General features: G+C 63.7%; 27 protein-coding genes and 1 pseudogene. 10 read left to right on the top strand and 18 right to left on the bottom strand.

Annotation, left to right across the window (positions count from 1 at the left end):
* Positions 1-14: 14 nt before the first annotated feature.
* The 4 genes and pseudogenes from RFA01S_RS07130 to RFA01S_RS07120 all read right to left on the bottom strand — a co-directional run bounded on the left by RFA01S_RS07130 (position 15) and on the right by RFA01S_RS07120 (position 2644).
* The gene (locus RFA01S_RS07130) at positions 15-518 is read right to left on the bottom strand and encodes a hypothetical protein (RefSeq protein WP_032392152.1); all 504 of its coding nucleotides are present in this window, start codon (positions 516-518) and stop codon (positions 15-17) included.
* A 21-nt stretch (positions 519-539) separates the two neighbouring features.
* Positions 540-1751 (bottom strand): GMC family oxidoreductase, encoded by a 1212-nt coding sequence (locus RFA01S_RS07125; RefSeq protein ID WP_032406097.1) that lies wholly within the window; start codon positions 1749-1751, stop codon positions 540-542.
* A 105-nt stretch (positions 1752-1856) separates the two neighbouring features.
* Positions 1857-1955 (bottom strand): annotated as a pseudogene (locus RFA01S_RS28500) (NAD(P)-binding protein); the annotation flags it as partial.
* Complete coding sequence (locus RFA01S_RS07120; RefSeq protein ID WP_032367024.1) at positions 1952-2644, bottom strand: carboxymuconolactone decarboxylase family protein; 693 nt, start codon at positions 2642-2644, stop codon at positions 1952-1954. The gene RFA01S_RS07120 and the pseudogene RFA01S_RS28500, both read right to left, overlap by 4 nt.
* Before the next feature lie 136 nt (positions 2645-2780).
* Here RFA01S_RS07120 and RFA01S_RS07115 point away from each other — a divergent pair, with 136 nt between their 5' ends.
* The 3 genes from RFA01S_RS07115 to RFA01S_RS07105 all read left to right on the top strand — a co-directional run bounded on the left by RFA01S_RS07115 (position 2781) and on the right by RFA01S_RS07105 (position 4525).
* A complete protein-coding gene (locus RFA01S_RS07115) occupies positions 2781-3530 on the top strand; it encodes a TetR/AcrR family transcriptional regulator (protein ID WP_052060406.1) in 750 nt (249 codons plus the stop codon).
* Between the two features lie 139 nt (positions 3531-3669).
* Complete coding sequence (locus RFA01S_RS07110; protein ID WP_230073142.1) at positions 3670-4059, top strand: DUF4234 domain-containing protein; 390 nt, start codon at positions 3670-3672, stop codon at positions 4057-4059.
* 31 nt (positions 4060-4090) lie between these two features.
* Positions 4091-4525 carry a GNAT family N-acetyltransferase gene (locus tag RFA01S_RS07105; RefSeq protein WP_032406096.1) on the top strand — a complete coding sequence of 145 codons (435 nt, stop codon included), beginning with the start codon at positions 4091-4093 and terminating at the stop codon, positions 4523-4525.
* Between the two features lie 97 nt (positions 4526-4622).
* Here the strand turns inward: RFA01S_RS07105 and RFA01S_RS07100 are convergent, their stop codons facing one another.
* On the bottom strand, positions 4623-5792 hold the full coding sequence (locus tag RFA01S_RS07100) for an MFS transporter (RefSeq protein ID WP_052053510.1): 1170 nt from the start codon (positions 5790-5792) through the stop codon (positions 4623-4625).
* Positions 5792-6631, bottom strand: coding sequence for a MurR/RpiR family transcriptional regulator (locus tag RFA01S_RS07095; RefSeq protein WP_080729394.1), 840 nt, complete (start codon positions 6629-6631; stop codon positions 5792-5794). Before RFA01S_RS07095 ends, RFA01S_RS07100 begins: the two co-directional genes overlap by 1 nt.
* A gap of 142 nt (positions 6632-6773) precedes the next feature.
* On the opposite strand from RFA01S_RS07095, the gene RFA01S_RS07090 reads away from it, so the two are divergent.
* Genes RFA01S_RS07090 through RFA01S_RS07075 form a run of 4 tightly spaced genes read left to right on the top strand, consistent with a single transcriptional unit; the run spans position 6774 to position 10491 of the window.
* A complete protein-coding gene (locus tag RFA01S_RS07090) occupies positions 6774-7349 on the top strand; it encodes a tripartite tricarboxylate transporter TctB family protein (protein ID WP_032392149.1) in 576 nt (191 codons plus the stop codon).
* Positions 7350-7352: 3 nt separating this feature from the next.
* Positions 7353-8876 carry a tripartite tricarboxylate transporter permease gene (locus RFA01S_RS07085; RefSeq protein ID WP_032406095.1) on the top strand — a complete coding sequence of 508 codons (1524 nt, stop codon included), beginning with the start codon at positions 7353-7355 and terminating at the stop codon, positions 8874-8876.
* Entirely contained in the window at positions 8873-9865 is a 993-nt protein-coding gene (locus tag RFA01S_RS07080) for a tripartite tricarboxylate transporter substrate binding protein (protein WP_032371761.1), read from the top strand. The genes RFA01S_RS07085 and RFA01S_RS07080 overlap by 4 nt, the downstream gene beginning before the upstream one ends.
* 23 nt (positions 9866-9888) lie before the next feature.
* A complete protein-coding gene (locus tag RFA01S_RS07075; RefSeq protein ID WP_032367031.1) occupies positions 9889-10491 on the top strand; it encodes an RraA family protein in 603 nt (200 codons plus the stop codon).
* A gap of 118 nt (positions 10492-10609) precedes the next feature.
* Here the strand turns inward: RFA01S_RS07075 and RFA01S_RS07070 are convergent, their stop codons facing one another.
* From RFA01S_RS07070 to RFA01S_RS07025, 10 genes are all read right to left on the bottom strand, one after another.
* Entirely contained in the window at positions 10610-10942 is a 333-nt protein-coding gene (locus RFA01S_RS07070; protein ID WP_027495461.1) for a DUF3140 domain-containing protein, read from the bottom strand.
* Positions 10943-11082: 140 nt separating this feature from the next.
* Positions 11083-11826 carry an EAL domain-containing protein gene (locus tag RFA01S_RS07065; RefSeq protein WP_162182862.1) on the bottom strand — a complete coding sequence of 248 codons (744 nt, stop codon included), beginning with the start codon at positions 11824-11826 and terminating at the stop codon, positions 11083-11085.
* A gap of 258 nt (positions 11827-12084) precedes the next feature.
* Positions 12085-13377, bottom strand: coding sequence for a lipase family protein (locus tag RFA01S_RS07060; RefSeq protein ID WP_032406094.1), 1293 nt, complete (start codon positions 13375-13377; stop codon positions 12085-12087).
* A gap of 20 nt (positions 13378-13397) precedes the next feature.
* On the bottom strand, positions 13398-14987 hold the full coding sequence (locus tag RFA01S_RS07055; protein WP_032406232.1) for a GMC oxidoreductase: 1590 nt from the start codon (positions 14985-14987) through the stop codon (positions 13398-13400).
* A gap of 106 nt (positions 14988-15093) precedes the next feature.
* A complete protein-coding gene (locus RFA01S_RS07050; protein ID WP_032406093.1) occupies positions 15094-15639 on the bottom strand; it encodes a TetR/AcrR family transcriptional regulator in 546 nt (181 codons plus the stop codon).
* Positions 15640-15673: 34 nt separating this feature from the next.
* Positions 15674-16363, bottom strand: a complete 690-nt coding sequence (locus RFA01S_RS07045) for a 1-acyl-sn-glycerol-3-phosphate acyltransferase (protein WP_238325026.1) — start codon at positions 16361-16363, stop codon at positions 15674-15676.
* A 75-nt stretch (positions 16364-16438) separates the two neighbouring features.
* Positions 16439-16831, bottom strand: a complete 393-nt coding sequence (locus tag RFA01S_RS07040; protein ID WP_032406091.1) for a hypothetical protein — start codon at positions 16829-16831, stop codon at positions 16439-16441.
* Between the two features lie 8 nt (positions 16832-16839).
* A complete protein-coding gene (locus RFA01S_RS07035) occupies positions 16840-17982 on the bottom strand; it encodes an NAD(P)/FAD-dependent oxidoreductase (protein ID WP_032406090.1) in 1143 nt (380 codons plus the stop codon).
* Entirely contained in the window at positions 17979-18176 is a 198-nt protein-coding gene (locus tag RFA01S_RS07030) for a ferredoxin (RefSeq protein ID WP_027495453.1), read from the bottom strand. Before RFA01S_RS07030 ends, RFA01S_RS07035 begins: the two co-directional genes overlap by 4 nt.
* Positions 18173-19375, bottom strand: coding sequence for a cytochrome P450 (locus RFA01S_RS07025; protein ID WP_032406089.1), 1203 nt, complete (start codon positions 19373-19375; stop codon positions 18173-18175). The genes RFA01S_RS07030 and RFA01S_RS07025 overlap by 4 nt, the downstream gene beginning before the upstream one ends.
* A gap of 159 nt (positions 19376-19534) precedes the next feature.
* Between RFA01S_RS07025 and RFA01S_RS07020 the strand changes: the two genes are divergently transcribed.
* Positions 19535-20215: a TetR/AcrR family transcriptional regulator gene (locus RFA01S_RS07020; protein ID WP_032406088.1), complete on the top strand. Its 681-nt coding sequence runs from the start codon at positions 19535-19537 to the stop codon at positions 20213-20215.
* Positions 20216-20227: 12 nt separating this feature from the next.
* On the opposite strand, the gene RFA01S_RS07015 is transcribed toward RFA01S_RS07020, so the two are convergent.
* Positions 20228-20440 (bottom strand): hypothetical protein, encoded by a 213-nt coding sequence (locus tag RFA01S_RS07015; RefSeq protein ID WP_139278400.1) that lies wholly within the window; start codon positions 20438-20440, stop codon positions 20228-20230.
* A gap of 227 nt (positions 20441-20667) precedes the next feature.
* On the bottom strand, positions 20668-21513 hold the full coding sequence (locus tag RFA01S_RS07010; RefSeq protein ID WP_139278399.1) for a GAF and ANTAR domain-containing protein: 846 nt from the start codon (positions 21511-21513) through the stop codon (positions 20668-20670).
* Positions 21514-21689: 176 nt separating this feature from the next.
* Between RFA01S_RS07010 and RFA01S_RS07005 the strand changes: the two genes are divergently transcribed.
* Both RFA01S_RS07005 and RFA01S_RS07000 read left to right on the top strand, forming a co-directional pair.
* The gene (locus RFA01S_RS07005) at positions 21690-22172 is read left to right on the top strand and encodes a DUF2975 domain-containing protein (RefSeq protein ID WP_032406087.1); all 483 of its coding nucleotides are present in this window, start codon (positions 21690-21692) and stop codon (positions 22170-22172) included.
* Positions 22172-22378, top strand: coding sequence for a helix-turn-helix domain-containing protein (locus RFA01S_RS07000; RefSeq protein ID WP_027495448.1), 207 nt, complete (start codon positions 22172-22174; stop codon positions 22376-22378). The genes RFA01S_RS07005 and RFA01S_RS07000 overlap by 1 nt, the downstream gene beginning before the upstream one ends.
* Positions 22379-22390: the final 12 nt, after the last annotated feature.

The raw sequence follows: 22390 nt of genomic DNA, 5'->3' as shown, positions 1-22390 counted from the left end.
GGCACGCATCGTGGTCACCGGTCCAAAGTGAAGTACATCAGCGTGATGCGTCGCCGCATGACAGTGAGGTACATCGCGGCAATGAACACCCCGGGCCCCATCGCAGCTGCTTCGCCGGTGATGAGCCGAACCGGCCGAGGGTTCGTACGCTGGTCGTAGTCCAGTGCTGCGTGGTGCCCGTCCTGGGCGGTCGTGATCGCGAAGTCACCGAATGTGCGGGGTCGTCGGCGACCGATCCACAGGTTGGTTCCAGTGTTGCCGTCGAATCTCTTGCCGCGCCATATCGGGCGCGCGAGCATCGCGACGATGGAGGTGATCGGAGTGCGCAGCATGCCCGGAAGTCGTTGCAGAGCAATCAAAGACACTATTCTTCCGGTGTAGTCGCCGGCAAGGACGACGGGTGACGGCGAGGCGTTCATCAGCGACGCCAGATCGGCGAAGCCGAGACCGTCACGAGATGTCGGTATCGGAGCAGTGGCGTCGACGAGGCTGTGCAAGCGAATTGTGTTGTCTTTCATCGGATTCTCCTGACAGGTGTTCTAGAGCCCAGAGGTTTCTGGGCATCGGTGGATCTGGTGGCTGATGCGTTCGGCCATTGCGGCGATGGTCATGGCGGGCGGAATGCCCGGCGCGGACGGCAGTATCGACCCGTCGGCGACGAAAAGTCCGGGATAGTTGTGAACCTGCCCGGAGGTGTCGACCACGCCGTTCGTCGGCGACTCGGCCATCGGTACTCCACCGAGTGGGTGGACCGAAGCCAGACGCGTGCTGCCGCGACCGAAAGGCGCATTGACGATCGTGCGTTTCGCCCGGTAGCCCGACGCGATCGCCGTGGCGTGCTCGGCGAGTCTCTCGAACAATTCGGAATCGTCGTCGCGGTTGGTGCCGAGGTGAAGATTGCGCCCGTCGTAGGTGGCCTCCGACGCGATACGGTCCGCGCCCATACCGATCAGCAGGGCAGTTCGTGGCAGCAATCTCGCCACCGCGGCGGACGGGGCCATGTGGTGCAGGCGAAGCCCCACCTCGGCAGTGAGGAAATCACGTCGGCCCTCCGCGGTCAGATACGCAGTGATCGGCGGTCCTGCAACGGAATCGACTCGCTGCGCGGTCCGATGAACCACGGTCACCATGTCCCCGTTGGGGGTGAAGCCACGTCCCAGGGCGGAGCTGACAAGGGGCAGCGTTCCGAGCCGGTCGCGAGCGTCGAACAGGAGCCGCATCGTTCCCAGCGTTCCCGCCGACAGGATCAATCGAGGTGCAGATTCGACATAGCTGCGACCGCGTTCGTGGTCTCGGTACCGCACCTGCCATCCGCCGTCGGGTGTCTGCGACATGGCGACGACCTCACTCATGGCCCGCAACTCGGCTCCGTGACGCAGCGCCATCGGCAGATAGGTCGTTCCCATCGTCGCCCTACTCGGTTTGCCATGGGGATGGCTCGTGAGAGCCAGATCGGGAAAATGCACCGGGCCCAGTCCCGCTGCGGTCACGGCGCGGTCGAATGCGCGCGCCTTCTGCGGAATCGGCGCAACCGGACGTGGGGCGAGCATTGTTCGGACCGCGTCGATATGTGGCCGCATCTCGGCTGCGTCGATGCAGTCGGGGAAAGCGTCGAGGTAGGCGTCCGGTGGTGGCACCTGCATGTCGGTGTAGACGAGAGATCCGCCGCCGACCCCGCTGGACACCACACAGGTCAACCGGTCGAACTGATGTAGCTCGTACAGTCCGTGACGGCGGACTCCGACAGACATACTGCGTGACCGAGTGGAATATCGGATCCCTCGCACCATATGCAATGGGCCCGTCCGACCCGATGTGGGAACCCGGTCGCCATCCCACCATGCCCCACGTTCGAGAATCAGAACCCGGTGGCCGCCTTCTGCCAGTCGTGCTGCAGTGACCGCACCGCCGAATCCAGACCCGACGACTATGGCGTCCCACGTGGGCTTCGTCATGAACCCACACGACCGTTCACGCTGCCCTGCGCGGTGAGAGCACGACCGTCGAATCGATCGAACTCGTGCCACACCTTCTTCGGGGACACCCGCCGTCGCAGTGCCAACGACAACGCCGAGACAACGGCCCCGACCAAGTAGGTTCCCCCGACAATCAGTTCGTCGACCACGCGACTTCCCGGTACCGAGTGCCCGCGCATCCGGCGAATCAGCGCTTCTGCGGTGTTGCCGGATACGTTCAGCAGCGTCATGAATCGAACGACGGTATCGAGGTCACGGATTTGCTGTGGGCTGTACCGGTTTTCCATCCGACGTTCGAGCACCTCGTCGGCACGACCGAGACCGTTCGCCGCTCTGCTCTGCGCCCACACCACCGCGATCAAGACATCGTCGGTCGCGTCGGCCGGATCCAAGCCGACCAGCCGCGCCAATCCGTCGCGGTCGGCACCGGAGGTGATCGCGGCGTCGTCGTGCATGAAAGCGCAGAACTTGCAGTCGTTGACCATCGCAACGGCGAACATGACCTGCTCACGCAGCAGCGGATCGACGCGGGTCGGTGTCCAGACGGTGACAAGGCTGCGTCCGCGCCTGAGCAGAGTGCCGACATCACGCGTCATGGCGGCCGCAGTGAACGTGCGTTTACGGAAAGGGGGCACTGCATCGGTGTGCCGACCGGGTTGAGCTTCCATGTTCGCCACTTCCTTCGATCGATGTGAAGCGAAATGTAATCACCGATAACATTTTGATCGGTGATCGCACAGTAGGCGCTGCCTGCCTAGACTGTCAACGGGGCACGGGAAGACAGGATCGGGAGGAGTGGTCACAGTGGGCGGAGCAGCTGCACCATCGCGTCGAGAAGCACGGCGTCGGGAGACCGTCGACGAGATCAAGACGCGGGCTCGTACGCATCTGGCCGAACACGGGCCAGGCGGGTTGTCCCTACGTGCTGTCGCACGGGAAATGGGAATGTCCTCGGCGGCGATCTACCGGTACTTCGACAACCAATCGGCCTTGATCGGAGCGCTCTGCATCGACGCATACACCGCGCTGGGCGACGCCATCGACGCCGCTCGAACCGACGTAGACTCACATGATCTGCAGGCCCAGTGGTGGGCCATGGGCCACGCAATCAGACAGTGGACGCTCGCACACCCCCACGATTTCGCGCTGATCTTCGGCACCCCCATCGCCGGCTTTCACGCCGACGCCGCAGTGACCGGCCCGGCAGCAAGCCGCGCACTACTTTCACCGATGGTGGTCTATCTCGCTGCGGTCGAGAACGGATCGGCAGACCTGACTCGGTGTCAGATCCCCGAACTGCTCGCGCCCGGAGATCTCGGGGCCTACTTACTCGATTTGCAGGAGACCGCTCTGGCGAAAGATATCGATCGCCAACATCTTCTGCGCATAGCGGCGGTAGGACTCAACGCCTGGGCGTCGATCTTGGGTTTTCTCGTCTCCGAACAGTTCGGCAATTTGCCACGCCTGGTCTCGAGTGTGGACGCGCTCTACGACTCACACCTCCGGACGGTGTTGTGCGGGATGGGGTTCGACGTGCTACCAGCGACTGCGTGAGTGCCGTGCACGGAGCGAGACCTCGCGTACGGACCCAACGACGTGGGAGAATCGTGTGGTCCACGGACATGCGGCGTCTGTCGCGTCCGACAAGGTTGGGGGGAGCATCATGACCGGTCCGGTTGCTCAAGGTAGTGCGATGAAGCGGCGAAACCCCGTTGTCGTGTGGATCCTGTTGCCGCTCATCACTCTCGGCATCTACCACTTCGTCTGGTACTACCTCATCCACCGTGAGATGGCGGACTTCGACCGACGCAAGGTCGACCCGCCGGTCGTCGGACCACTGCTGGTTCTACTCCTCCTCGGCTGGACCATCATCGCGCCGTTGATCAGCTACTACAACACAGGAAACCGCATCGCCGACGCCCAACGCGCGGCCGGCCTTCAGCCGACGTGCAGCTCGGTCGTCGGACTTCTGCTCACGTTCGTCTTCGGCCTGCAGTCCCTGTACTACCAGCTGGAACTGAACAAGATCACGGCCCGATACAACGACGTACCGCCGGGAACCGTTGTGCCGCTCGCGGTGTGAATCGCGAAACCGAAACCACGAAAAGGACCCGATGACCACCCTCCATCACGCACCGCTCTCACGCGTCGATCCGAGCACTCTGTACCGCATCTTGGCCCTTCGAGTCGCGGTATTCGTACACGAACAGAAGATCGTCGACGAGGCCGAACTCGATGGCGCGGACCTACTTCCGACGACCGAACTGTTCTGGATCCAGGACGAGAACAGCGAGGTGTTGGCCACTCTCCGAGTGCTCGTCGACGACACGGTCCACATCGGCCGCGTCGCGACCGCGACTGCCGGCCGTGGCCGCGGATATGCCGGACAGCTCGTCGAGGCCGCCCTCGAGGCATACCCCGGGGTGGTCGAGATGTCCGCGCAAGCACACCTCGAAAAATGGTACGGCCGATTCGGATTCACTCGAGTGGGAGAGCAATACCTGGAAGCGGGAATCCCGCACGTGAAGATGTCCACCCATCCCAGCTGAATCAGCCCAGTGTCGGTTCGTGTGCAACTTGTGCTCCACTCTGTGCCCCGAGTCGGGGAATCCTCGCGACCGAGGCGTCGAGTGGAGCGTCAATTGCTCAGGGTCGGCTCCGTGGGTGCGAGGCCGCGACGATCGATCCCCCGAGCACCAGTGCATTGCCGAGCAGAATGCCCGTCACCCCGAACGGGCCGGCGAGTGCGCCGACCGTCAGTGGGATGAGGATCTGGGCCGATCTGTTGGCCGACATCCGCAATCCCAACGCCTCTCCCTGCGTGGATTTCGGCACGATCGACACCACCCACGACATGGTCAGTGGCTGCGGAATACCCAACGCGATGCCGAGTGCAATCATGACTCCGATGGCTCCGACGGCCTGTACGAATGGCAGCACGGCGAGAGCGGTCGCGCCCGCCGCCAGCGAAACATTCAGCAGCACAGTGCGACCGAACTTCGCGTCGAGTCTGCCCAGCCCCACTCGGCTGACCACCGACACCCCGGCACGCAACGCCAGCAGCCACCCCACCGTCGTCACCGACACCCCACGCTCGACGGCCCACGCGGGCACGAAGGCATAGAGCAGATCGACCGTCACGAGCACCGCGCCGCTGACCGTCAACGATTGCCACATACCCGGCAGCTTCAGCAATTTCAGCCCCGACGCTTCCCCTTCGGCAGGCTTCTCGGCACGAATGTGGTTGCGGCCGAGCATCAAGAACAGTGCGGTGGGGAGCGCGACCGCGGTGAAGGCACCGGCAGTGAGGATGCCTGCCGTCGTGTTCGGGCTCTCGATGCTCGCGCCGCCAAATCTCGACGCGACGGCCGTCACGGCGAGCGGCCCCACCAACTGACCCATCGACGCGGCGGCAGTCAGTGCGCCGAAGGCACTTTCGTTCTTGCCGTCGACGTGGACGTGTGCAACGAACGCCTGCTGCCCGATCATGATGAGCAGATTGCCCAGTCCGAACGCAGCCGTGCACACGAGCAACGCCCACATTGCCGAAAACGTGACGAGTACACCGGTTGCGATCGAGCACAACACGATTCCCGAAACGATCACCACCGGCCCGCCGAACCTGTCGGCGATGCGCCCGATCGGCAGGGCCGCCAATACTGCGGGCGCAGCGAAGAGTGCCGCAATCACCGCAAGCGTTCGAGTGTCGGCACCCTCGGCGATCGCCCGATAGCCGATCATCAACCGCACCCCGACCCACCCGGCCTGCGCAGTCGTCGCCTGAACGGTCAGAGCAATGGAGTCACGAGAAGGCATCAGCGCAAGGGAATTTCGTCGGTTCCTCCGACCAACCTCGACACGTCGTTGATGTCGTCGCGCACCGCCCCGTACCGATCGGGATCGAGGTGGAAGATGGCCAACTGCAGCGCGTACGCAATGGCAATGGGAATGATGAGGGTGTTGTATTCCGAATCGTCACCACGTTGGGCGACGAGCAGATGCGTCGGCGCGGGGCGAAAGTGATATCCCGGCGCGTCGCTGATCAGAATCGACGTGCCGCCGCGTCGTTCCGCTTCCCGGACCAGCGCAGGCAGCTGCGACGGTGCCTCGCGCAGTGCGAATGCGATAAGAACGGAGCCCTCGGTGAAGCTGACGAACCGCTCGGCGAGGTCCTTCCCTCCGAGCCCGAGCTCGACGACCACCAGGCCGAGTCTGCGGAGCCGTCGTGCCAGCATGTCCAACGCGGGCCGCTCGTCGGCCTTGGAAAACAGGTAGACCACCCGCGAACGGTGAATGGCTGTAGCCACCTCCACCAACTGCTCCTGTGGGATGAAACTCGACAATCGTTCGAGAGCACGCGCTTCGTCGCGAGCGAACACGGCAAGCTCGTGACCGGTGTCGCTCCTCATCAGTGCCGATGCCGCAACCGGTTCGAGGCTGTCGCGCTCCAGGTCGGCACGAAGGTCGGGGAAGCCGCTGTAACCGAGCTTCTGCGCAAGACGCACTACCGTCGACTCATGCGTCTGCGCACGGGCTGCGACCGGGGCCGCCCGCAGACTCGACGGTTCGGGCTCACCGAGAAGTACTGCGATGACACGTTTTTCGGATGCGCTGAGCGATTTCCCGCTGCTGGCAACCACTGTTCGGAAGCTCATACCCTCCACTTTCCACTGTGTCTGTTGACACACTCAACCACAATCCTGTAAACCTGTGCAAGATTGCAAGTGACGTGAAGCACAGCAATCCGGCCGACCCCTCCAGGCCACATCGAACATATCGTCAGAAAGGCAGCCGGCCGTGAAGATACTGCTCGGCACACAACACACGATCGAATGGATCGTGCTCGGCGCGACGCTGGTCGTCGGCTTGGCGACGGTCACCATGGCAACCGGGTACGGCATCGCCGCCGAACCCGGCGTCGGGGCGGGCTTCCTGCCTTTGGTGGGCGGCCTCGGAATGATCCTCGGCGGCGCGATGTGGGCGATACAGCTCGTCCGAGCGCCGCGGGTGACGGCACCCGAACCGGAACTGGAGCTAGAACCCGCCACCTCTGCGGCCGTCGCGTTCCTCTCCAGCGACAACGAGGAGGACGCCGACGAGACCGAACTCCCCGACCGCGCAGGCTGGATCAGAATCGGAGTGGTCGTCGCCGCGATTGCCGGCGCGGCACTGGTCCTCCCCACCCTCGGCTACACGCTCTCGATGGCGCTGATGCTCGCCGTCGTGTTGACGTTCGTCGGGAAGCGCACCCCAGTGGTTGCCATCGGCGTCGCAGTGGCCACCACACTCGCCACCCGACTGGTGTTCGACGTCTGGCTCGGCACCGCACTGCCGGCTTCCTCCATTCCGTTCCTCGCCGATTGGGGGTTGTGAGTCATGGGATTTCCCGATCTGATGGCAGGTTTCGTCAACGTCCTCACTCCGACGCATCTGCTCTTCGCACTCCTCGGCTGCGTACTGGGCATGCTCGTCGGCGTCCTCCCTGGGTTCGGCCCCGCCGCTGCGGTGTCGCTGCTGATCCCGATCACCTTCGGCCTCGACGCCACCACGGCGCTGATCATGCTCGCCGCCATCCTCTACGGCGCAGCATTCGGCGGCACTGTCACCGCGGTCCTACTGCGCATTCCCGGTGAGGCGTCGTCCATTGCAACGACACTCGACGGCTACGAGATGGCCAAGAGCGGACGCGGCGGTCCCGCCCTCGTCGTTGCCGCACTCGCGTCGTTCGTCGGCGGACTGGTCGGCGTCGTCGGATTCGTCGTCGTCGCCCCGTTCAGCCGATTCGCACTCGAATTCGGTGCTCCCGAACTGTTTCTCGTCGCACTACTCGGCATGGCCCTGATCACCAGCTTCTCGGGCAACAACCCCGCGAAAGCACTGATCAGCGTCGGGCTCGGCCTGGCCATCGCGTCGGTGGGTATCGACTCCGGCCAAGGCATCCAGCGATTCACGTTCGGCATGCCGGAACTGTTCGACGGCGTCGCACTCGTGGCCGTCGTGATGGGCTGCTTCGGCCTCACCGAAATCCTAATCCAAGCCCGCTCGGCAGGCGGTGCCGGCCGACGACCACTCGCCGTCGGTAAGCTGCTGCCCACCAAGACCGACATCACCAGGTCTGCAGGCCCCACGATGCGCGGCTCCGTTATCGGCTTCTTCATGGGCCTGCTCCCCGGATCTCCGGGTGCTGCAACCTCATTGGCGTCCTATGCGATGGAGAAGAAGCTCACCAAGCGTCCCGGGCAATTCGGTAAGGGTGCCGTCGAGGGTGTCGCCGGACCGGAATCGGCCAACAACGCACTCGCACTGTCGTCGATGATTCCACTGTTCACCCTCGGCATCCCCACCTCCGCGACCGTAGCCATCATGGCCAGCGCCTTCACCATCAACGGTCTGATCCCCGGCCCACTGTTGTTCCGCGACAACCCTGAAGTGGCCTGGACCATCATCGCCAGCTTCCTCGTCGGCAACATCATCCTGCTGATTCTCAACGTGCCACTGGTTCGCCTGTGGATTGCCGTACTGAAGATCCCGTTCCACTACCTGATGGCGATGATCCTGGCCTTCATGTTCCTGGGCGTCTACAGCATCAACGGCAGCGTCTTCGACATCTTCATCATGCTCGGCGCAGGCGTCATCGGATACCTGTTCCACCTCACCAAGATTCCACTGACTCCACTGGTGCTGGCCCTGATCCTCGGGCCTCTGCTCGAGGAGAACTTTCAGCGTTCACTCTCGCTGTCTCGCGGGGACTACGGCGTCTTCGTCGAAGGTCCCATCAACAAGGTTCTCCTGCTCGTCTTCATCGCAGCCGTTCTGTTCGGAATGCTGCGCCCCGTCCTCGCTCGCATCCTCTCCCGCCGCGCCACCCGAACCCAGCCCATCAAGGAGCCCGTCTCATGAGAACACTGCCCACCCTGGTCGCGGCCATCTCCGCTGCCGCCCTGATTGCCGGATGCGGCTCGAGCACAACCGATTCCGGAGCGCCGTTCCCACGGAACGGTGCCACCGTCGAATGGGTCGTCCCGTCCGCCGCAGGCGCAGGCAACGACATCCTGGCCCGAATCATGGCCCCCGCCATGGAGAACGAACTTGGCGTGCCGGTCAAGGTCGTCAACAAGGAGGGCGGCAGCCAGGTCGTCGGACTGAACTACCTGGCCAACGCCAAGCCGGACGGTGAGACCATCGGCTTCACCAACATCCCGTCGATCCTCGGGCGATACCTCGACCCGAGCAAGAAAGCCGGGTTCGATCGCGAAAGCTTCTCGCCCATCGGGTCGTTCGCATCGAACGACATCGTGATCGGGGTCAACAAGTCCAGCCCGTACAAAGACATTGCCGAGCTCTTCGACGCCGTGAAGGCCAACCCGGGGTCCATCACCGTGGGCACCGATTCCAGGGCCGGCGACGACCACGTCAACCTCCGCACCCTCGAAGACACCCTCGGCCTGGACTTCAACATCGTCCACTACAACAGTGGTGCCGACAAGATCTCGGCCCTGGTCTCGGGTGAGACCGACTTCGCCCTCGGCGGAGTCTCGAGCTTCTACGGCCAGTTCGCCTCGGGGGAGGTGAACATCCTCTCGGTACTCACCGAGGAGCAGAACAAGCTCATCCCCGAGGTACCGACGCTGGCGAGCGAGGGATACGACGCCCCGTTCATGACCAACAACTTCGCCATCAGCGCTCCCGCGGGCACCCCGGACGCGACGATGACCACGCTGCAGAATGCCCTCGAGACTGCACTGGCCGATCCGGCGGTCGCTGAGAAGCTGACCGGCGCAGCGACGCAGCCCGATTGGGTCTCCGGTGCAGACGTCGCGACCTTGTGGGAACAGCGTGAAACCGAGATCGAACCGATCATCGCCGAACTGCTCGCCGACCAGCAATAAGTCACCCGAAAGGCATTGATCTCATGAGTACCGAAACCTATTCCGCTACTGCCGTATCCGACGACATGATCGAACGCTTCTCTCGAGTGCCCGCAGCCAACGTAGGCGATGCCCAGGAGCGCTTCGGCATCATCGCCGGACTGCGGCCCATCTGGGCCGGAGCAGCAGTCACCGGCCGGGCGTACACCGTCTGGACTCGATCGGGCGACAACCTTTACATTCACAAGGCTCTCGACGACGCCCGCCCCGGCGACGTCATCGTGGTCAACGGCTCAGGTGACGACACACGCGCCCTCATCGGCGATCTCATCGGTATTCGCGCCAAATCGCTCGGCATCGCCGGCTTCGTCATCGACGGTGCCGTGCGCGATGCCGACGCCTTGGCCGAGTTGGGTCTGCCCGTATTCGCACGCGGTGTCACACCGGCGGGTCCCTACAAGAACGGGCCGGGCCGACTGAACGAGCCGGTCGCGCTCGGAGGAGTCGTCGTCTCTCCCGGTGACCTCATCGTCGCCGACGCCGACGGAGTGGTCGTCGTCAAGAGTGCCGATGTGGACGACGTCATCGTCGCGGCCGAGGAAGTGGTGGCGCGCGAGGCCTCGAAGCGAGCGAGCTTCTCGCCGTAGATGCGCTAGCCAGGTCCTCCACGGCGTGAGCAATGTCTGCTCCACTCCTGAGCCCCGGTGGCGGGATTCCCGCAGCCGGGGCCCCGAGTGGAGCAGACCTCCCGCCAGCGAAGCGAGATCATTTCTTCTTCGGGTCGTGGCCCCAGTTCATCAGTGAGTAGCGCCATTTGGTGTCGGTGATGTCCCCGTCGGGCCGCTGCGCAAGGTGTCGTTTGCAGTAGCCGACGACCTTTCGCATGTGCTCGTAGTCGTCGTCGGACAGGTCCGCCTTCTTCGTCTTCAGGATTTCGACGATGCGGCGGCCGCTCTCGTGGCCCGTCGACTCGCCGCCGTCCTTCTTTTGCCCGACGTCCTTCGAGTCGTCGGTGCCGAGAAACTCGTCGAGTTCCTTCGCCGTCATGTTGACGAGGTCATCGAACTCCGTCTTGATGTCACTGTCGTCATCGGCCATCGATCCGTCTCCTTCGATTCACCCTCGGTGGTGGTGCCGCGTGTCTCCCGTTCGACCGCATCGGCCTTCGGAACTCGTCTCGTTCCTAATCCGCCGCATACCCACAGTTGGGCGGTACTCAACCTGCTGGTCAGATCGGATCACACCGTCGCAGGACGGCCCACTCGGAAGCCCTGCAGCAGGTCGGCCCCGATCGACGTGGCCGCTTCGAGGTCGTCGTCGGTCTCGATGCCCTCGAACACGCACCTGGCCTCCGTTTTTCGCGCGAACTCGAGGACCAGTTCGGCCAAGGCCGACTTCACGCGATTGCCTTTCATGCCGTGAACGACGAACGCGTCGAGTTTGACGATCTGCGGCTCGAGCACGACGAGCTGCCGCATACCTGCGTATCCGGATCCCACATCGTCCACTGCGACAGCGACGCCGCCGCGTCGAAGTTCGGCCAACACTGCGATCACCGCATCCTCGTCGTCCTGGGCGGCATGTTCGGTGAGCTCGATTACCAGTGACCGTCGTCGGCCGAAGTCGAGCAGCACATCCACGAGGGCGGCATCGACCAGTAGCGTTGCAGCACTGAGGTTCACCGCAACGAAGCAACCATCCGGCAGACGCGCTGATTCGCCCAATGCCTTGACGGCCGCAGATCTGTCCAGAGCAGGACCGAGGCCGCACTGCGCTGCATCCGCGAACCACGCCTCGGTGTCACCGCCGCCCGCCGGGAAACGCGACAGGGCCTCGTATCCCTCGACGACCCCATCGCGTGCACGGACGATCGGCTGAAAGACAATGTCCGGACCACCGCCGGCAATGACAACCTCCACCCGACGCCGCGACCGCAGCAGTGTCGAGCGCAGCGGTGTCGACGCGGCCCTAGCCAACGGCACGATTCCACACCCGAACCACCGGGTGGAGCCGAACAGGAGCCGCAACCGGGCGCATCGTGGCAAGGACGGCATCCGGATCCCGGTCGCCGAAACTGGTCAGCAGTGCCCTGGCACGCTGTCCATCCGGCGGCCAGCACAGCCCGAACGCGTCTGCTATCGCCACATAGTCATGGGCACGCTGCTCGACGGTCGAGGCTGCGGGACAACGATTTCGCAGTACAAATCCTCGCACCAGCCGCCAGCGCCTGCGGCCGCCGATCAACCCATGGAGCATGGTGCCATGGGGACGTCGGCGAACCGATCCATCAGGAACGCTGCAGCGGCGCCGCCGTACCCGTCGATCAGCTGTGGCCCGAAGTGGTTGGGCAACACCGCACCCTGCAGGATCGGCGGCAACGGGTTGGTTCGGAACTCGACCGTGGCACCTCGCCCACACCAATCCTGAGCCAACTGCCGGGCCTGACCGTACGGCACGGTGTCGTCGTTGAGTCCGCTGGTGATCATCACCGGTGCGTTCGGAGTACTGCGACCGATCCGCTGAGCCTCGAGGATGCGACCCGCCTGCGGAATGGTGCCCAAGTTCTCGAGCATCGACTTGCCGTCCGCGGTCAACGATTCGGTTCGCAGGAACGGGTACTTCAGAATGGTGTCGCCGATGCACTGCGTCGACAGATCGTTCAGCACTGCCTTGCCGTGATCGGTGAGTCGCTCTTCGACGAGCGGCAGCAAGCTCGGATCCCGCTCTACGAACCCGTTGAGGGCATAGCCGATCACCCCTCCGATCAGCGTCCCGTCGACGGTCTTCAACACCTCGAGCAAGTCCGCTGTGGGAGCACCGGCCCACGTACCCTTCACATTCAGACCTGGTGCGTACTCCGAGGCGAGTTCGGCCGCCGCGGCTGCCGCCCCACCGCCCTGGGAGTACCCCCAGATACCAACGGGTGCATCGGTATCACCGAGAAGCTCGTTCGCGGCACGAGCACCGTCGAGCACCGCATGAGCCTGCTCGACACGATTGACATAGGTGTGCACACCGGGCGTTCCCAACCCGATGTAGTCGGTCACGAACACGTTGGCACCCATCGATCCCCACAGAGTGGAAGACAACAACTCCTGATTGAACGAGATCGACAATGGTTGTGTCACAGCGTTGACAGTCGTCGGAAACGCACGAGAAGGAGCGCACTGATCGGCTTGACCCACCGTGCCGGGCGCGACGACGATGGTCGGCCGCGGGCCTGCACCACGCCAGGGCACCTCGGTCTCGATGAACGTGCCCGACACGCCCACCGGCGTATCGTCCTGCGTCCGTGACGTGTACAGCACCCGCTGCGCCTGAACGGGGTAGGCACCGTCCGCACCGGGCAGAGCCGCGAACAGTGACATCGGCTGCGTCCGCAACACGGCCCCCGGGTCGTCGACGACCTGAGCCGGAGGGACGTAGAAGTCGTCGACGGGGTCGGCATTCGCTGCCGAGCCTCCAAGCACGGTCAGGGAAGACGCGAGCACGGCGGTGACTGCGACGCCGATCATGTTGCGGTACAGATGCATCGGTCTCTTTCTGGTGGGGGTCAGATAACGGTGCCGATGTCGTCGGCAACGATGTTGTCCAGCGCACGTTCGGCCAGTGCGGCGATGGTCATGGATGGGTTGCACGCTGCGGTGGTGCCGGGCATGAGTGCCCCGTCGAGGACATACAGTCCTCGCTGGCCGTGGACACGACCGTCAAGATCACATACTGCGCCCATGTTGGCCCCACCCAACGGATGCCAGGTGGACGGGAACAGTGCATTGGTATCGGTGAGAACACTGCCCGATCCGGCGATACGACGCACCGTCGGATCGATCGAACCGTCCTGAATCAGGCTGTCGCCGTTGGCCGGCCAATGTAGTCGCACCTGGTCCATGGAGGAGTCGTAGCCGAAATGGCCGCGGCCGCTGCTGACTCCGTACCCGACGAGCATTGTGCTGTGGGCATCGAACGACAACGGCGGTATCGAGGCCTGGATGACGGTGTGTGCAGTGTTCGGGTCGTCCCAGTTCAGGCTGCCGAACACCACCGGTCCGCCTTGGGGTGCACCGAATTGCTGCTCGATGCTCGACCACACGTAGATGCGATCGGCATTGGTGCCCCAGCCCTGCCCCAACTCGTTCGGGAGATCGGGAATGCCTCCGGTCGCTCCGGCGCGTACGAGCAGTTTGGTGGTGTTCAGGCTTCCGGCTGCCATGATCAGCGTGCCGGCGGTCAGAACCTTGTTCTCCAGAACCGTTCCGTCGGAATCGATTCGATCGACATAGACCGTCCAACGGCCGTCGGCACGCCGCTCGACACTCGTGACATCGTGCTGCGTCGCGACCGTGGCCAGTCCCGTCGCCTCGGCGGCGGCGATGTAGGTGACGTCCACGGAGTGCTTGCCGCCGTTGTTGACTCCGAATGCACCGGACCCATCGGTGTACGACGGTGCCATCACCCCGCGCGTCTCGTCGAGGGCGAAGTTCCAGTCGATCGGCATCGGGATCTTGGACACCGGCAGACCCGCTCGACGAGCATTGGCCGCAAACACCCGTGCTGCTTGATAATTGGGCGTACCGATCAACTCGTCGGGGGCCTGCTGGAGCTGCAACATCCGCGCCACGCGTGGGTAGTGCACCCGATTCAGAGTCGGCCAATCCAGTCCGGCCGGAAAGTGTTCCTCGAACACCGGCTGCGATGGCTGCAGTGTCATTCCCTGGTAGATCAGGGATCCGCCTCCGACACCGGCCGCGCACAGCGCAGTCATGTTGTCTCCGGGCACCGCCTCGAGGAGGCCGACGTACGGATCGAACGGAACTGGCCTGCCGAACAGGTTGGGACTCGAACCGTGCCACAGCATTCGCTTGTCCGGTGACGTGGCATCGGGAAACGTGTCTGCGTTCGGTCCTGTGTTCCAACGTCTTCCGCGCTCGAGCACCAGAACCGGCACCCCGGCTTCGGCCAGGCGCAATGCGGCGACGCCACCGCCGAACCCCGATCCGATGATCACCACACGATGATCCTCGCGGGTCAGCGGGATCTGGACGCGTCGCCCGCCCGCTGCTCGCGCCACTCCCGGGCCCGATAGTGCGGCCAATCCCGCAACCGCAGTCGCGCCGAGAAACGACCGGCGATTCAAATTCGACACGTACCCCCCAATGGTGTGCAGCAGCGCGCACGAGACCTGTGTCACGTGCACGTGCGAAGCAAAACTAGACAGATGCGGCTTATGGTGTCAAGTTTTTGGGGGTCCGTCAGAACAGGAGCGGAATCAGCCAGCGCCGCAGGTATGACCGCAAACCGTCGTCGTCGTGGATCTGCGCGTCGTCGAACAGGATGACGGACAGCGCCACTCGAACCAGCACTCGCTCGATACCTTCAAACCGAGTCGAATCGAATTGTGGGTTCCGTTCGATGTAGCCATCGAGGAATTGACGCGCCACCGGCTCGGCCCGATCCACGACGTCCGGATCGAACAACGGATTTGCGTTGCCGGAACGTAGCAGCGAGTTGAGCACAGGCTCGCTGCGAACGAGGTTGCGTGCGGACACGATCATCTCGACGATGAACTCCGATGGCGTTTCGGCTCGATCGGCCTCCTCTCGGATGCCACCGATGATGCCGACGACAAGGCCGACCATGGCCTCCGAAATCATGTCCTCGCGCGTGCTGAAGATCGAATACACCGTCTGGCGCGTCACGCCCGCAGCCCGCGCAGCCGCGGCAATGGTGACATCCTCGAACCCACCCTGGACGATGAGCCCGAGGGTGGCGTCGAGAATCTTCTGCTTCGAGCGCATGGTCCGAGTATGACTGCATCGCCGGCTCGGCGAGTCATCCGATGAGAGGCCGCCGATTCTTTGTCAATTTTTCGAGCTCGGCCTGCATCGCCCCGTGCACCCGCCCCGCGAACTCCTCCGCCGTCTCGTCGGCCTCGGCGTGCATGGGAGCGAGCACCGAGGTCTCGAGTTTGGTGGGAAGCGGCAGGTACGGAAGAAGCCCAACCAGACCGAGATTGACGCCCCACGGTATGGACACCGACAGCGGAAAAGTTTTGAGCCGCAGCACCTTGTCCAACCTCAGCGCCTTCGCCCACCGCTTACCACTGCTGAGTACCAGCAGGGACTCCCCCGCTCCTGCTGTGACGACGGGGACGACCGGCACCCCCGCCTCGATTGCCAACCGGGCGAACCCGGTCCGACCCGAGAACACTATGTCGTTGCGATGCCGCCACGATTTCAATGCATCGACGTCACCGCCCGGGAAGACCAGGACATTGCTACCCTCCGCAAAAGCGTCCAGGGCCGTATGTCGCCCGGCGGGCCTGGCACCGAAGGGTTCGATCAGCTTCTCGGCATGCAGAGTCCACGCGATCTGGTGGGTCAACGTGATCAGCTCGCGGTCGATACCGAGCTCGTCGTATGCGGCCGAGAATGCGAAGCCATTGAGATCGATGACTCCGCCGAACCCGTGGTTGGCGACGAACAGCACCGGGGTATCCGGAACCGGTTGCGCTACCGTCACTTCCAGTCGATTGTAGAGGCGAACAGCACTGATGCTCGCCGCGCGAACGACTCGAGCGATGTTGTCCACCGCCGACTACCGGTCCAGTTGCAGGTCTGCCAGCGCTCCGGCGATCACGAAGCCTCCGGCAATTGCACAGCCGGCTGTTCTCGTTCGTTGCGGCAGGTGAGCGGTGAGCGCGAACGCCGCGGTGTCCCAGACGTCGACGGCCACACCTGCTCGCAGCAGAGTGCGCACGGCCTTCGGCGCGTACCGAGTTGCCGCATACAGGCCGCCGCCGATGTAGATTTCACGAATTCCGAAGGTGCGAGCCGCAGCTCGCGTCGTCGCCACCGCCGCGTCGGGCCCAGCGAGGAGTTCGTTGGCGCGAGTGGGCGCAACCATGTGGGCGATGCCGATCGCGGCCCGGCCGAGCCCGACCGCCTCGGGAAGACGACGAACCAGACCGGACGCAGAGCCGAAAGCCATGAAATTCCTTACGTAGTGGGAACAGCGGAGTCGCGAGCAAGCCGTCGGAGCAGTCCGACGGCCTTCTTCATGCCGTAGGCAACGATGGTCGTGCGGCCGTCCTCGTGGTTCCACTGCAGCAGCGCCGATCCGTCGTCGACGGAACCCTCGAGCACGGTCGGATTACCCAGCAGCGGAAGAGGACCGGCGACCTTGATGGACAGTCCCAGAATCTCGGTCCAGAAGTAGTCGTCGGCGGGCGCACAGGTGGGTTCGAGACCGAGCGCGGAGGCCGCTGCGACCTTGCCCTGCGCGACGGCATTGGACCAGAACGGCGCTCGACCGGAACCGGCACGTGAATACGCGACGTCGCCTGCGCCAAACACGTCGGGAACTGCTGTGGCGCAGCGCTCGTCGATGGCAACACCTCGATCGTCGGCAATTCCGGTGCCGTTCAACCACTCGGTCTCGGGCACATCACCGGCACAGGTGACCACCACATCGGCGTCGAGGGTGCGGCCCGCGAACTGGATCCCGGTAACGGGGTTGCCCGTCAACGTAACCGGGCTGTCCGCGCGGAGAAACTCGACCGACGCGGCCTCGGCACGCGCGGAAATCGCGTCGGACAGGTAAGTACCCAGTAGGCGTTTCAACGGAGGGTCGACGTCCACGACAGTGACTGCGATTCCGCGCGAGACGCACGCACTGGCTAACTCCATGCCGAGAAATCCGGCACCGACGACGATCGCCGTTTGCGCCGCATCGAGTTTCGGACGCAGTGCCCGAACATCGTCGAAGGTCCGCAGCACCGTCTCGCCCCTTTGCCCGGGATCCGCGATGCGACGTGCAGCCGCTCCGGTGGCGACGATCAACCGATCGTACGGAACATCGGTACCGGCGGCGGTCGTGACTGTGTGGGCCTCGACATTCACCGATACGGCCCGATCGCCGATCGCCTCGATCCCGAGGTCCGACAGATCCCACGTTTCTGCCTCGGCTGCTTCGCCTTTGAGCACGTGCTTGGACAACGGCGGCCGCGCGTAGCAACCGTCGGCATCGGCCCCGATCATCGTCAGCGGACCTTCGTGTCCGCGGGCCCGCAGTTCGCGGACAGCGGTGCACGCGGCTATGGAGTCTCCGACGACGACGATCCTGCTCTCGAGAGAGCTCACGCCTGTTCTCGCAGTGCCGCCACCGGACACACGCCGACCGCAGACCGGGCCGAGGCCGCGAGGTCGTCGGGAATGTCGTTGCCATCGAAGGCGTAGTGCAGTTCACCCTCGTCATCGAGGCTGAACACCTTGGGTGCCTGTTCGGCACAGATGCCGTGGCCCTCGCAGCGATCCCAATCGACGTCGATCCTCATGGCTGTGCCCCTTCTGCTGCCACCAATTTGAGCGGCAACCGTTCGTATCGATGAATGACGTTGTTGACAGCGCGTACGGGTGTACCTGCGGGAACGAACTTCTCTACCCGCTGCGCCAGCACTCGGAGCATGGTCTGGGCTTCCAGACGAGCAAGCCCCTGGCCGGCGCACCCGTGCACGCCGGAACCGAAGCCGAGTTGACGCGCCGCGTCACGGGTGATGTCGAAGGCATCGGGGTTGTCCCATTCACGCTCGTCGCGGTTCGCCGACGCGTAGACCACCAGTGCGCGAGCACCTTTCGGGATTCGTGATCCGTCGATCTCGACGTCACGGACCGCTCGACGCGAGAATGCTCTGATCGGCGACTCGTATCGAACGACCTCGTTGATCGCATTGGGTATCAGGTCCGGGTCCTGCCTGATCGCCTGCCACTGCTCGGGGTGCCGCGCGAACAGGTCGAGGGCACCGGAAATCGCTCCGATGGTGGTATCGAGCGAGGGACCGAGGTAGTCGATCATCAGCGCAGGACACGTCGACTTCTCAATCTTGTTGTCGTCGGCGGCCTTCAGAACGTCGTCGCCCATGCTCCCGGGAATCACCGATCGATCTCGCACCACGCGCCGCGAGAACGCAAGCATCTCTGCGGCACCCTTGACAGCGGTGATCGAGTGTCGATTCACGGGGCCGAGGGAGTCGAATGTCGCACCAGCCCAGCGGAGTAGATCCTCGCGGCCGTCCTCCGGCCACCCGACGAGATCGGGCACGATCGACATCGGCAGCGCTGTCGCGAGATCGTCCACGCCGTCGACAAATTGTTTCTTCAGTGCCGCGTCGACGATGGTCTCGGCTTTCTCCTCCACCGCCGCCTTCATCTTTCGGACGGCCTTCGGCGTGAGTCGATGCGCCAGCACCGATCGCTTGGTCGCATGCTCGTCGCCGTCACTGTTCAGTGTCGTTCCGCGGCCGAGCCGATTGGCGACGGGATTGAGTGCCACGCCGTCCCCCGAGATGAAGGTCTCGTCGTCGAGCAGCACCGCCTTGCAATCCGCGTAACGCGAGACGGCGAACACCTGCTGGCGCGGCAGCCACACCACCGGGCCGAGGGCGCGTAGCCGGGCGTAGTGGGGGTACGGATCGAGAATCGCATCGGTGGAGTACAGATCGGTGCGGTACTGCGGGATCGTCGCGTTCGTCGTCATGAGGTCCTTCGGTGTGCCGCCGGAAGTCGATTCCCCTGCCGTCGCAAGGTGTTGACGATATCGTCACTCATGGCACGGCTGTACGTCAAGGCTTTTTGACGAATTCGTCATCATTGATTCGCGATAGGCTGCACGGACCACGCAGAGCAGGAGCAGATCGTGACCGAAGGCAACCGCGTCGAGCGCCGCAAGGCACGCACCAGAGCCGCGCTGATCCAGGCCGCCCAAGGGTTACTCGCCAACGGGAACACCAACGCACCCGTGCTCGAAATAACGCAGGCCGCCGACGTCAGCAACGGATCGTTCTACAACTACTTCGAGAGCAAAGAAGAACTGTGGCAGGCCGCCATCGACGCCGCTCTCGAGTCCGTCGGCGACTACCTCGATTCGCTCACCGTCGGGTTCGAGGATCCGGTCGAGAAGTTCACCCAATCGTTCAGACTGTCCGGACGCCTGTTCCGCCTCGAACCGCAATTGAGCCGCGTCCTGCTCAACTCCGAGGCCGCCGCGTTCGCCGCGGCCGGTGGCCTGGCACCACGGTCGCGTCGCGATATCGAATCGGCCGCAGCGCAAGGGAGATTCGACGTCGACGACCCGGATCTCGCGCTCGCGATCGTCGCCGGTTCGCTGCTCTCCATGGGCCGTCTGCTCCTTGCACAGCCCGACCGCGACGAAGCGGCGACGGTCGACGGCACCACCGAGCGAGTGCTCCGCGCACTCGGCATTTCGACCGACGAGGCACGCACACTGTGCAGTAGTCCCTTGCCTGCGTCCTACAGCGGCGACGTCCACGCGGCCGTCGCACCCACTGCGTCCGTCCGGCACGGCAACGAAAGCTGATCGCGTCCAGCTCTAGTCGTCGACGGCCCTCAGAGCCACACTGAGAGCCTCCTGTGCCGACACGTCGGCATCGACCGCGACCTGCAATTCGGCATCGTCGACGTCGACAACCAGGGGAACATCGGCGTCGGTCTGCCCACGCACATCCGCGAGCCCTTGCTCGTGTTCCTTCGCGCGTCGATAGTCGGCGAGGGCTACGTCTTGTTTCTCTCGGGCTGTGGCCACGTCGTCAGGCCCTGTGATGCCGGGGCCGGACATGCGTGGGTACCGGGGCCGGGACCGCCCGATCGACGGCCGCAGCCTTCCGGCTCCCGCCGCCGGTATCGATGTCGAGAAAATGCTGAAGTTCGTCGTGAATCGGTGTGTCCGTCATAGGCCTTGACCTTCTCGACCTTCGATAACGCAGGTCGGTTCGGCTTCGCTGAACCATAGTGGGAGAGGAGTTGATGGCGTCAATGCGACCCTACGGCCTGCGAGACCGCCGAGTTCACCACCCGAGCTGCCAGTACGGCAACACGGACGTTCTCACGCTGCGACTGCTCCGCCAGAACCGCGAATGCCGCTTCGGGCGAGATGCCGCGCAAGGCTATCAAGATTCCTTTGGCCTGCTCGATTGTTCCACGGGTCTTCATCGCCTCACGAAGACCGGCCGCTTCCGTTCTCGCTTCTGCTGCATGTCGCGAATTCCACACCGCAGCTTCGACCGACGTGACGAACATCTTGACGAGAACCTCGTCGACATCGCTGAAGCCCTCGCAGTCGAATCCGTACAGATTCAGCGAACCGGCATGACCCGAGTCGACAGCCAGCGGAGCAGACAGATAACTTTTCACTCCGATCGCGGCGGCTGCAGACGCGAAAGTCGGCCAGCGGGTTACGACCTCGTCGATCCGAACACTGACGATCTGGTTGGTTCTCGCCGCTTCGAGACACGGGCCCTCGTCTGCGGCGTACTGATCGGTGTCGACATCGATCACACGCGCATCCGAACATGCCGCCGTCGCGGGATTGTCGGAATCATGTCGGAGCAAAGTCACTCCCGCCATGTCAGCCCACGGAATGGCAGCGACCACCTGTTCACACAGGCCCTGCAAGAGGGTGTCAAAACGTTTGTGTTCGAGCAGTATTCCGCGAAATATGTCGAGAGCATCGAAGGTGTCCTCGGCAAAATAGTCTTCGCCTGCATACCGACGTCGCCGGACAGGCAGAGCAGCCGAAATTTCTTCGTCGAATGCGGCTGCAGCCGTGGCTTCGGTAGCGGCACTTCGTTTGGGGCCGTTGGATGTGGAATCGGTCAAGTAGATCGCGTCCCAGATGGTGCAGTCATTACACCTGTTGGCGTGCACGAGGCCTGTCAGCGGTGATGACCTTCACCGAATGTTACAACCGTACGCCCGCTGTCAACCCGAACTGGATGAATCGGACACCACATTGATCTATTGACTTTCGATAGATTACTGTCGATACTCGCTCCATGCTGAGTGGATATCGAGCGGTAGTCCTGTTGCTTCGCCTGTTTCTCGCCGCGTTGTTCGCGGTGCTGGTGCTGATGCAAGTCATGTCGTTGCCCGGCCAGTTCGCCCACATGGCCCAGGAATCTCCCGAATCCGCGTACCTGCGATGGCCGCTGACCATCGTGTCGATCTTCTGGGTGCTGTGCATTCAGGTGGTCGTGGTCGCGACATGGAAGCTGCTGACGATGGTGAACCGCAATGCCATCTTCACCCGCACCTCGTTGGTGTGGGTCGACACGATCACGTGGTCGATCGTCGCGGCCTGGGTGGTGCTGGTCGCGGTATTCCTTTACGTCGGATTCGGAGCCGACGACCCAGGCCTGCCGCTACTGCTCTTCCTGCTCGTCGTCATCGTCGCCGTCGCCGCATTGTTGATGGTCGTCATGAGGACCCTGCTCAGTCAGGCCACGGAACTGCGCAGCGACATGGACGCGGTCATCTGATGGCCATCGTGGTGCGCATCGATGTTCAGTTGGCCAAGCAAAAGATGAGCGTCGGCGAGTTTGCCGAACGCGTGGGGCTGACGCCCGCCAACATCGCAGTCCTCAAGAACGGACGGGCCAAAGCCGTACGACTGAGCACCCTCGACGCCATGTGCCGGGTGCTGCACTGCCAACCCGGAGACCTCCTGGAATGGGTGGACGAATGAGCACCCGCGGCA

It is taken from the genome of Rhodococcoides fascians NBRC 12155 = LMG 3623 (genome assembly GCF_001894785.1).
Classification (GTDB): Bacteria; Actinomycetota; Actinomycetes; order Mycobacteriales; family Mycobacteriaceae; genus Rhodococcoides; species Rhodococcoides fascians.
This window is presented reverse-complemented; position numbering and strand designations above follow the sequence as displayed.

Coding starts and splice junctions, on each gene's coding strand:
- RFA01S_RS07085 (WP_032406095.1), top strand. CDS start 7,353: ATGGGATTTCCCGATCTGATGGCAGGTTTCGTCAACGTCCTCACTCCG.
- RFA01S_RS07050 (WP_032406093.1), bottom strand. CDS start 15,639: ATGCGCTCGAAGCAGAAGATTCTCGACGCCACCCTCGGGCTCATCGTC.
- RFA01S_RS07110 (WP_230073142.1), top strand. CDS start 3,670: ATGAAGCGGCGAAACCCCGTTGTCGTGTGGATCCTGTTGCCGCTCATC.
- RFA01S_RS07000 (WP_027495448.1), top strand. CDS start 22,172: ATGGCCATCGTGGTGCGCATCGATGTTCAGTTGGCCAAGCAAAAGATG.
- RFA01S_RS07105 (WP_032406096.1), top strand. CDS start 4,091: ATGACCACCCTCCATCACGCACCGCTCTCACGCGTCGATCCGAGCACT.
- RFA01S_RS07030 (WP_027495453.1), bottom strand. CDS start 18,176: ATGAGGATCGACGTCGATTGGGATCGCTGCGAGGGCCACGGCATCTGT.
- RFA01S_RS07120 (WP_032367024.1), bottom strand. CDS start 2,644: ATGGAAGCTCAACCCGGTCGGCACACCGATGCAGTGCCCCCTTTCCGT.
- RFA01S_RS07130 (WP_032392152.1), bottom strand. CDS start 518: ATGAAAGACAACACAATTCGCTTGCACAGCCTCGTCGACGCCACTGCT.
- RFA01S_RS07070 (WP_027495461.1), bottom strand. CDS start 10,942: ATGGCCGATGACGACAGTGACATCAAGACGGAGTTCGATGACCTCGTC.
- RFA01S_RS07080 (WP_032371761.1), top strand. CDS start 8,873: ATGAGAACACTGCCCACCCTGGTCGCGGCCATCTCCGCTGCCGCCCTG.
- RFA01S_RS07005 (WP_032406087.1), top strand. CDS start 21,690: ATGCTGAGTGGATATCGAGCGGTAGTCCTGTTGCTTCGCCTGTTTCTC.
- RFA01S_RS07100 (WP_052053510.1), bottom strand. CDS start 5,792: ATGCCTTCTCGTGACTCCATTGCTCTGACCGTTCAGGCGACGACTGCG.
- RFA01S_RS07095 (WP_080729394.1), bottom strand. CDS start 6,631: ATGAGCTTCCGAACAGTGGTTGCCAGCAGCGGGAAATCGCTCAGCGCA.
- RFA01S_RS07025 (WP_032406089.1), bottom strand. CDS start 19,375: ATGACGACGAACGCGACGATCCCGCAGTACCGCACCGATCTGTACTCC.
- RFA01S_RS07060 (WP_032406094.1), bottom strand. CDS start 13,377: ATGCATCTGTACCGCAACATGATCGGCGTCGCAGTCACCGCCGTGCTC.
- RFA01S_RS07040 (WP_032406091.1), bottom strand. CDS start 16,831: ATGGCTTTCGGCTCTGCGTCCGGTCTGGTTCGTCGTCTTCCCGAGGCG.
- RFA01S_RS07075 (WP_032367031.1), top strand. CDS start 9,889: ATGAGTACCGAAACCTATTCCGCTACTGCCGTATCCGACGACATGATC.
- RFA01S_RS07125 (WP_032406097.1), bottom strand. CDS start 1,751: ATGTCTGTCGGAGTCCGCCGTCACGGACTGTACGAGCTACATCAGTTC.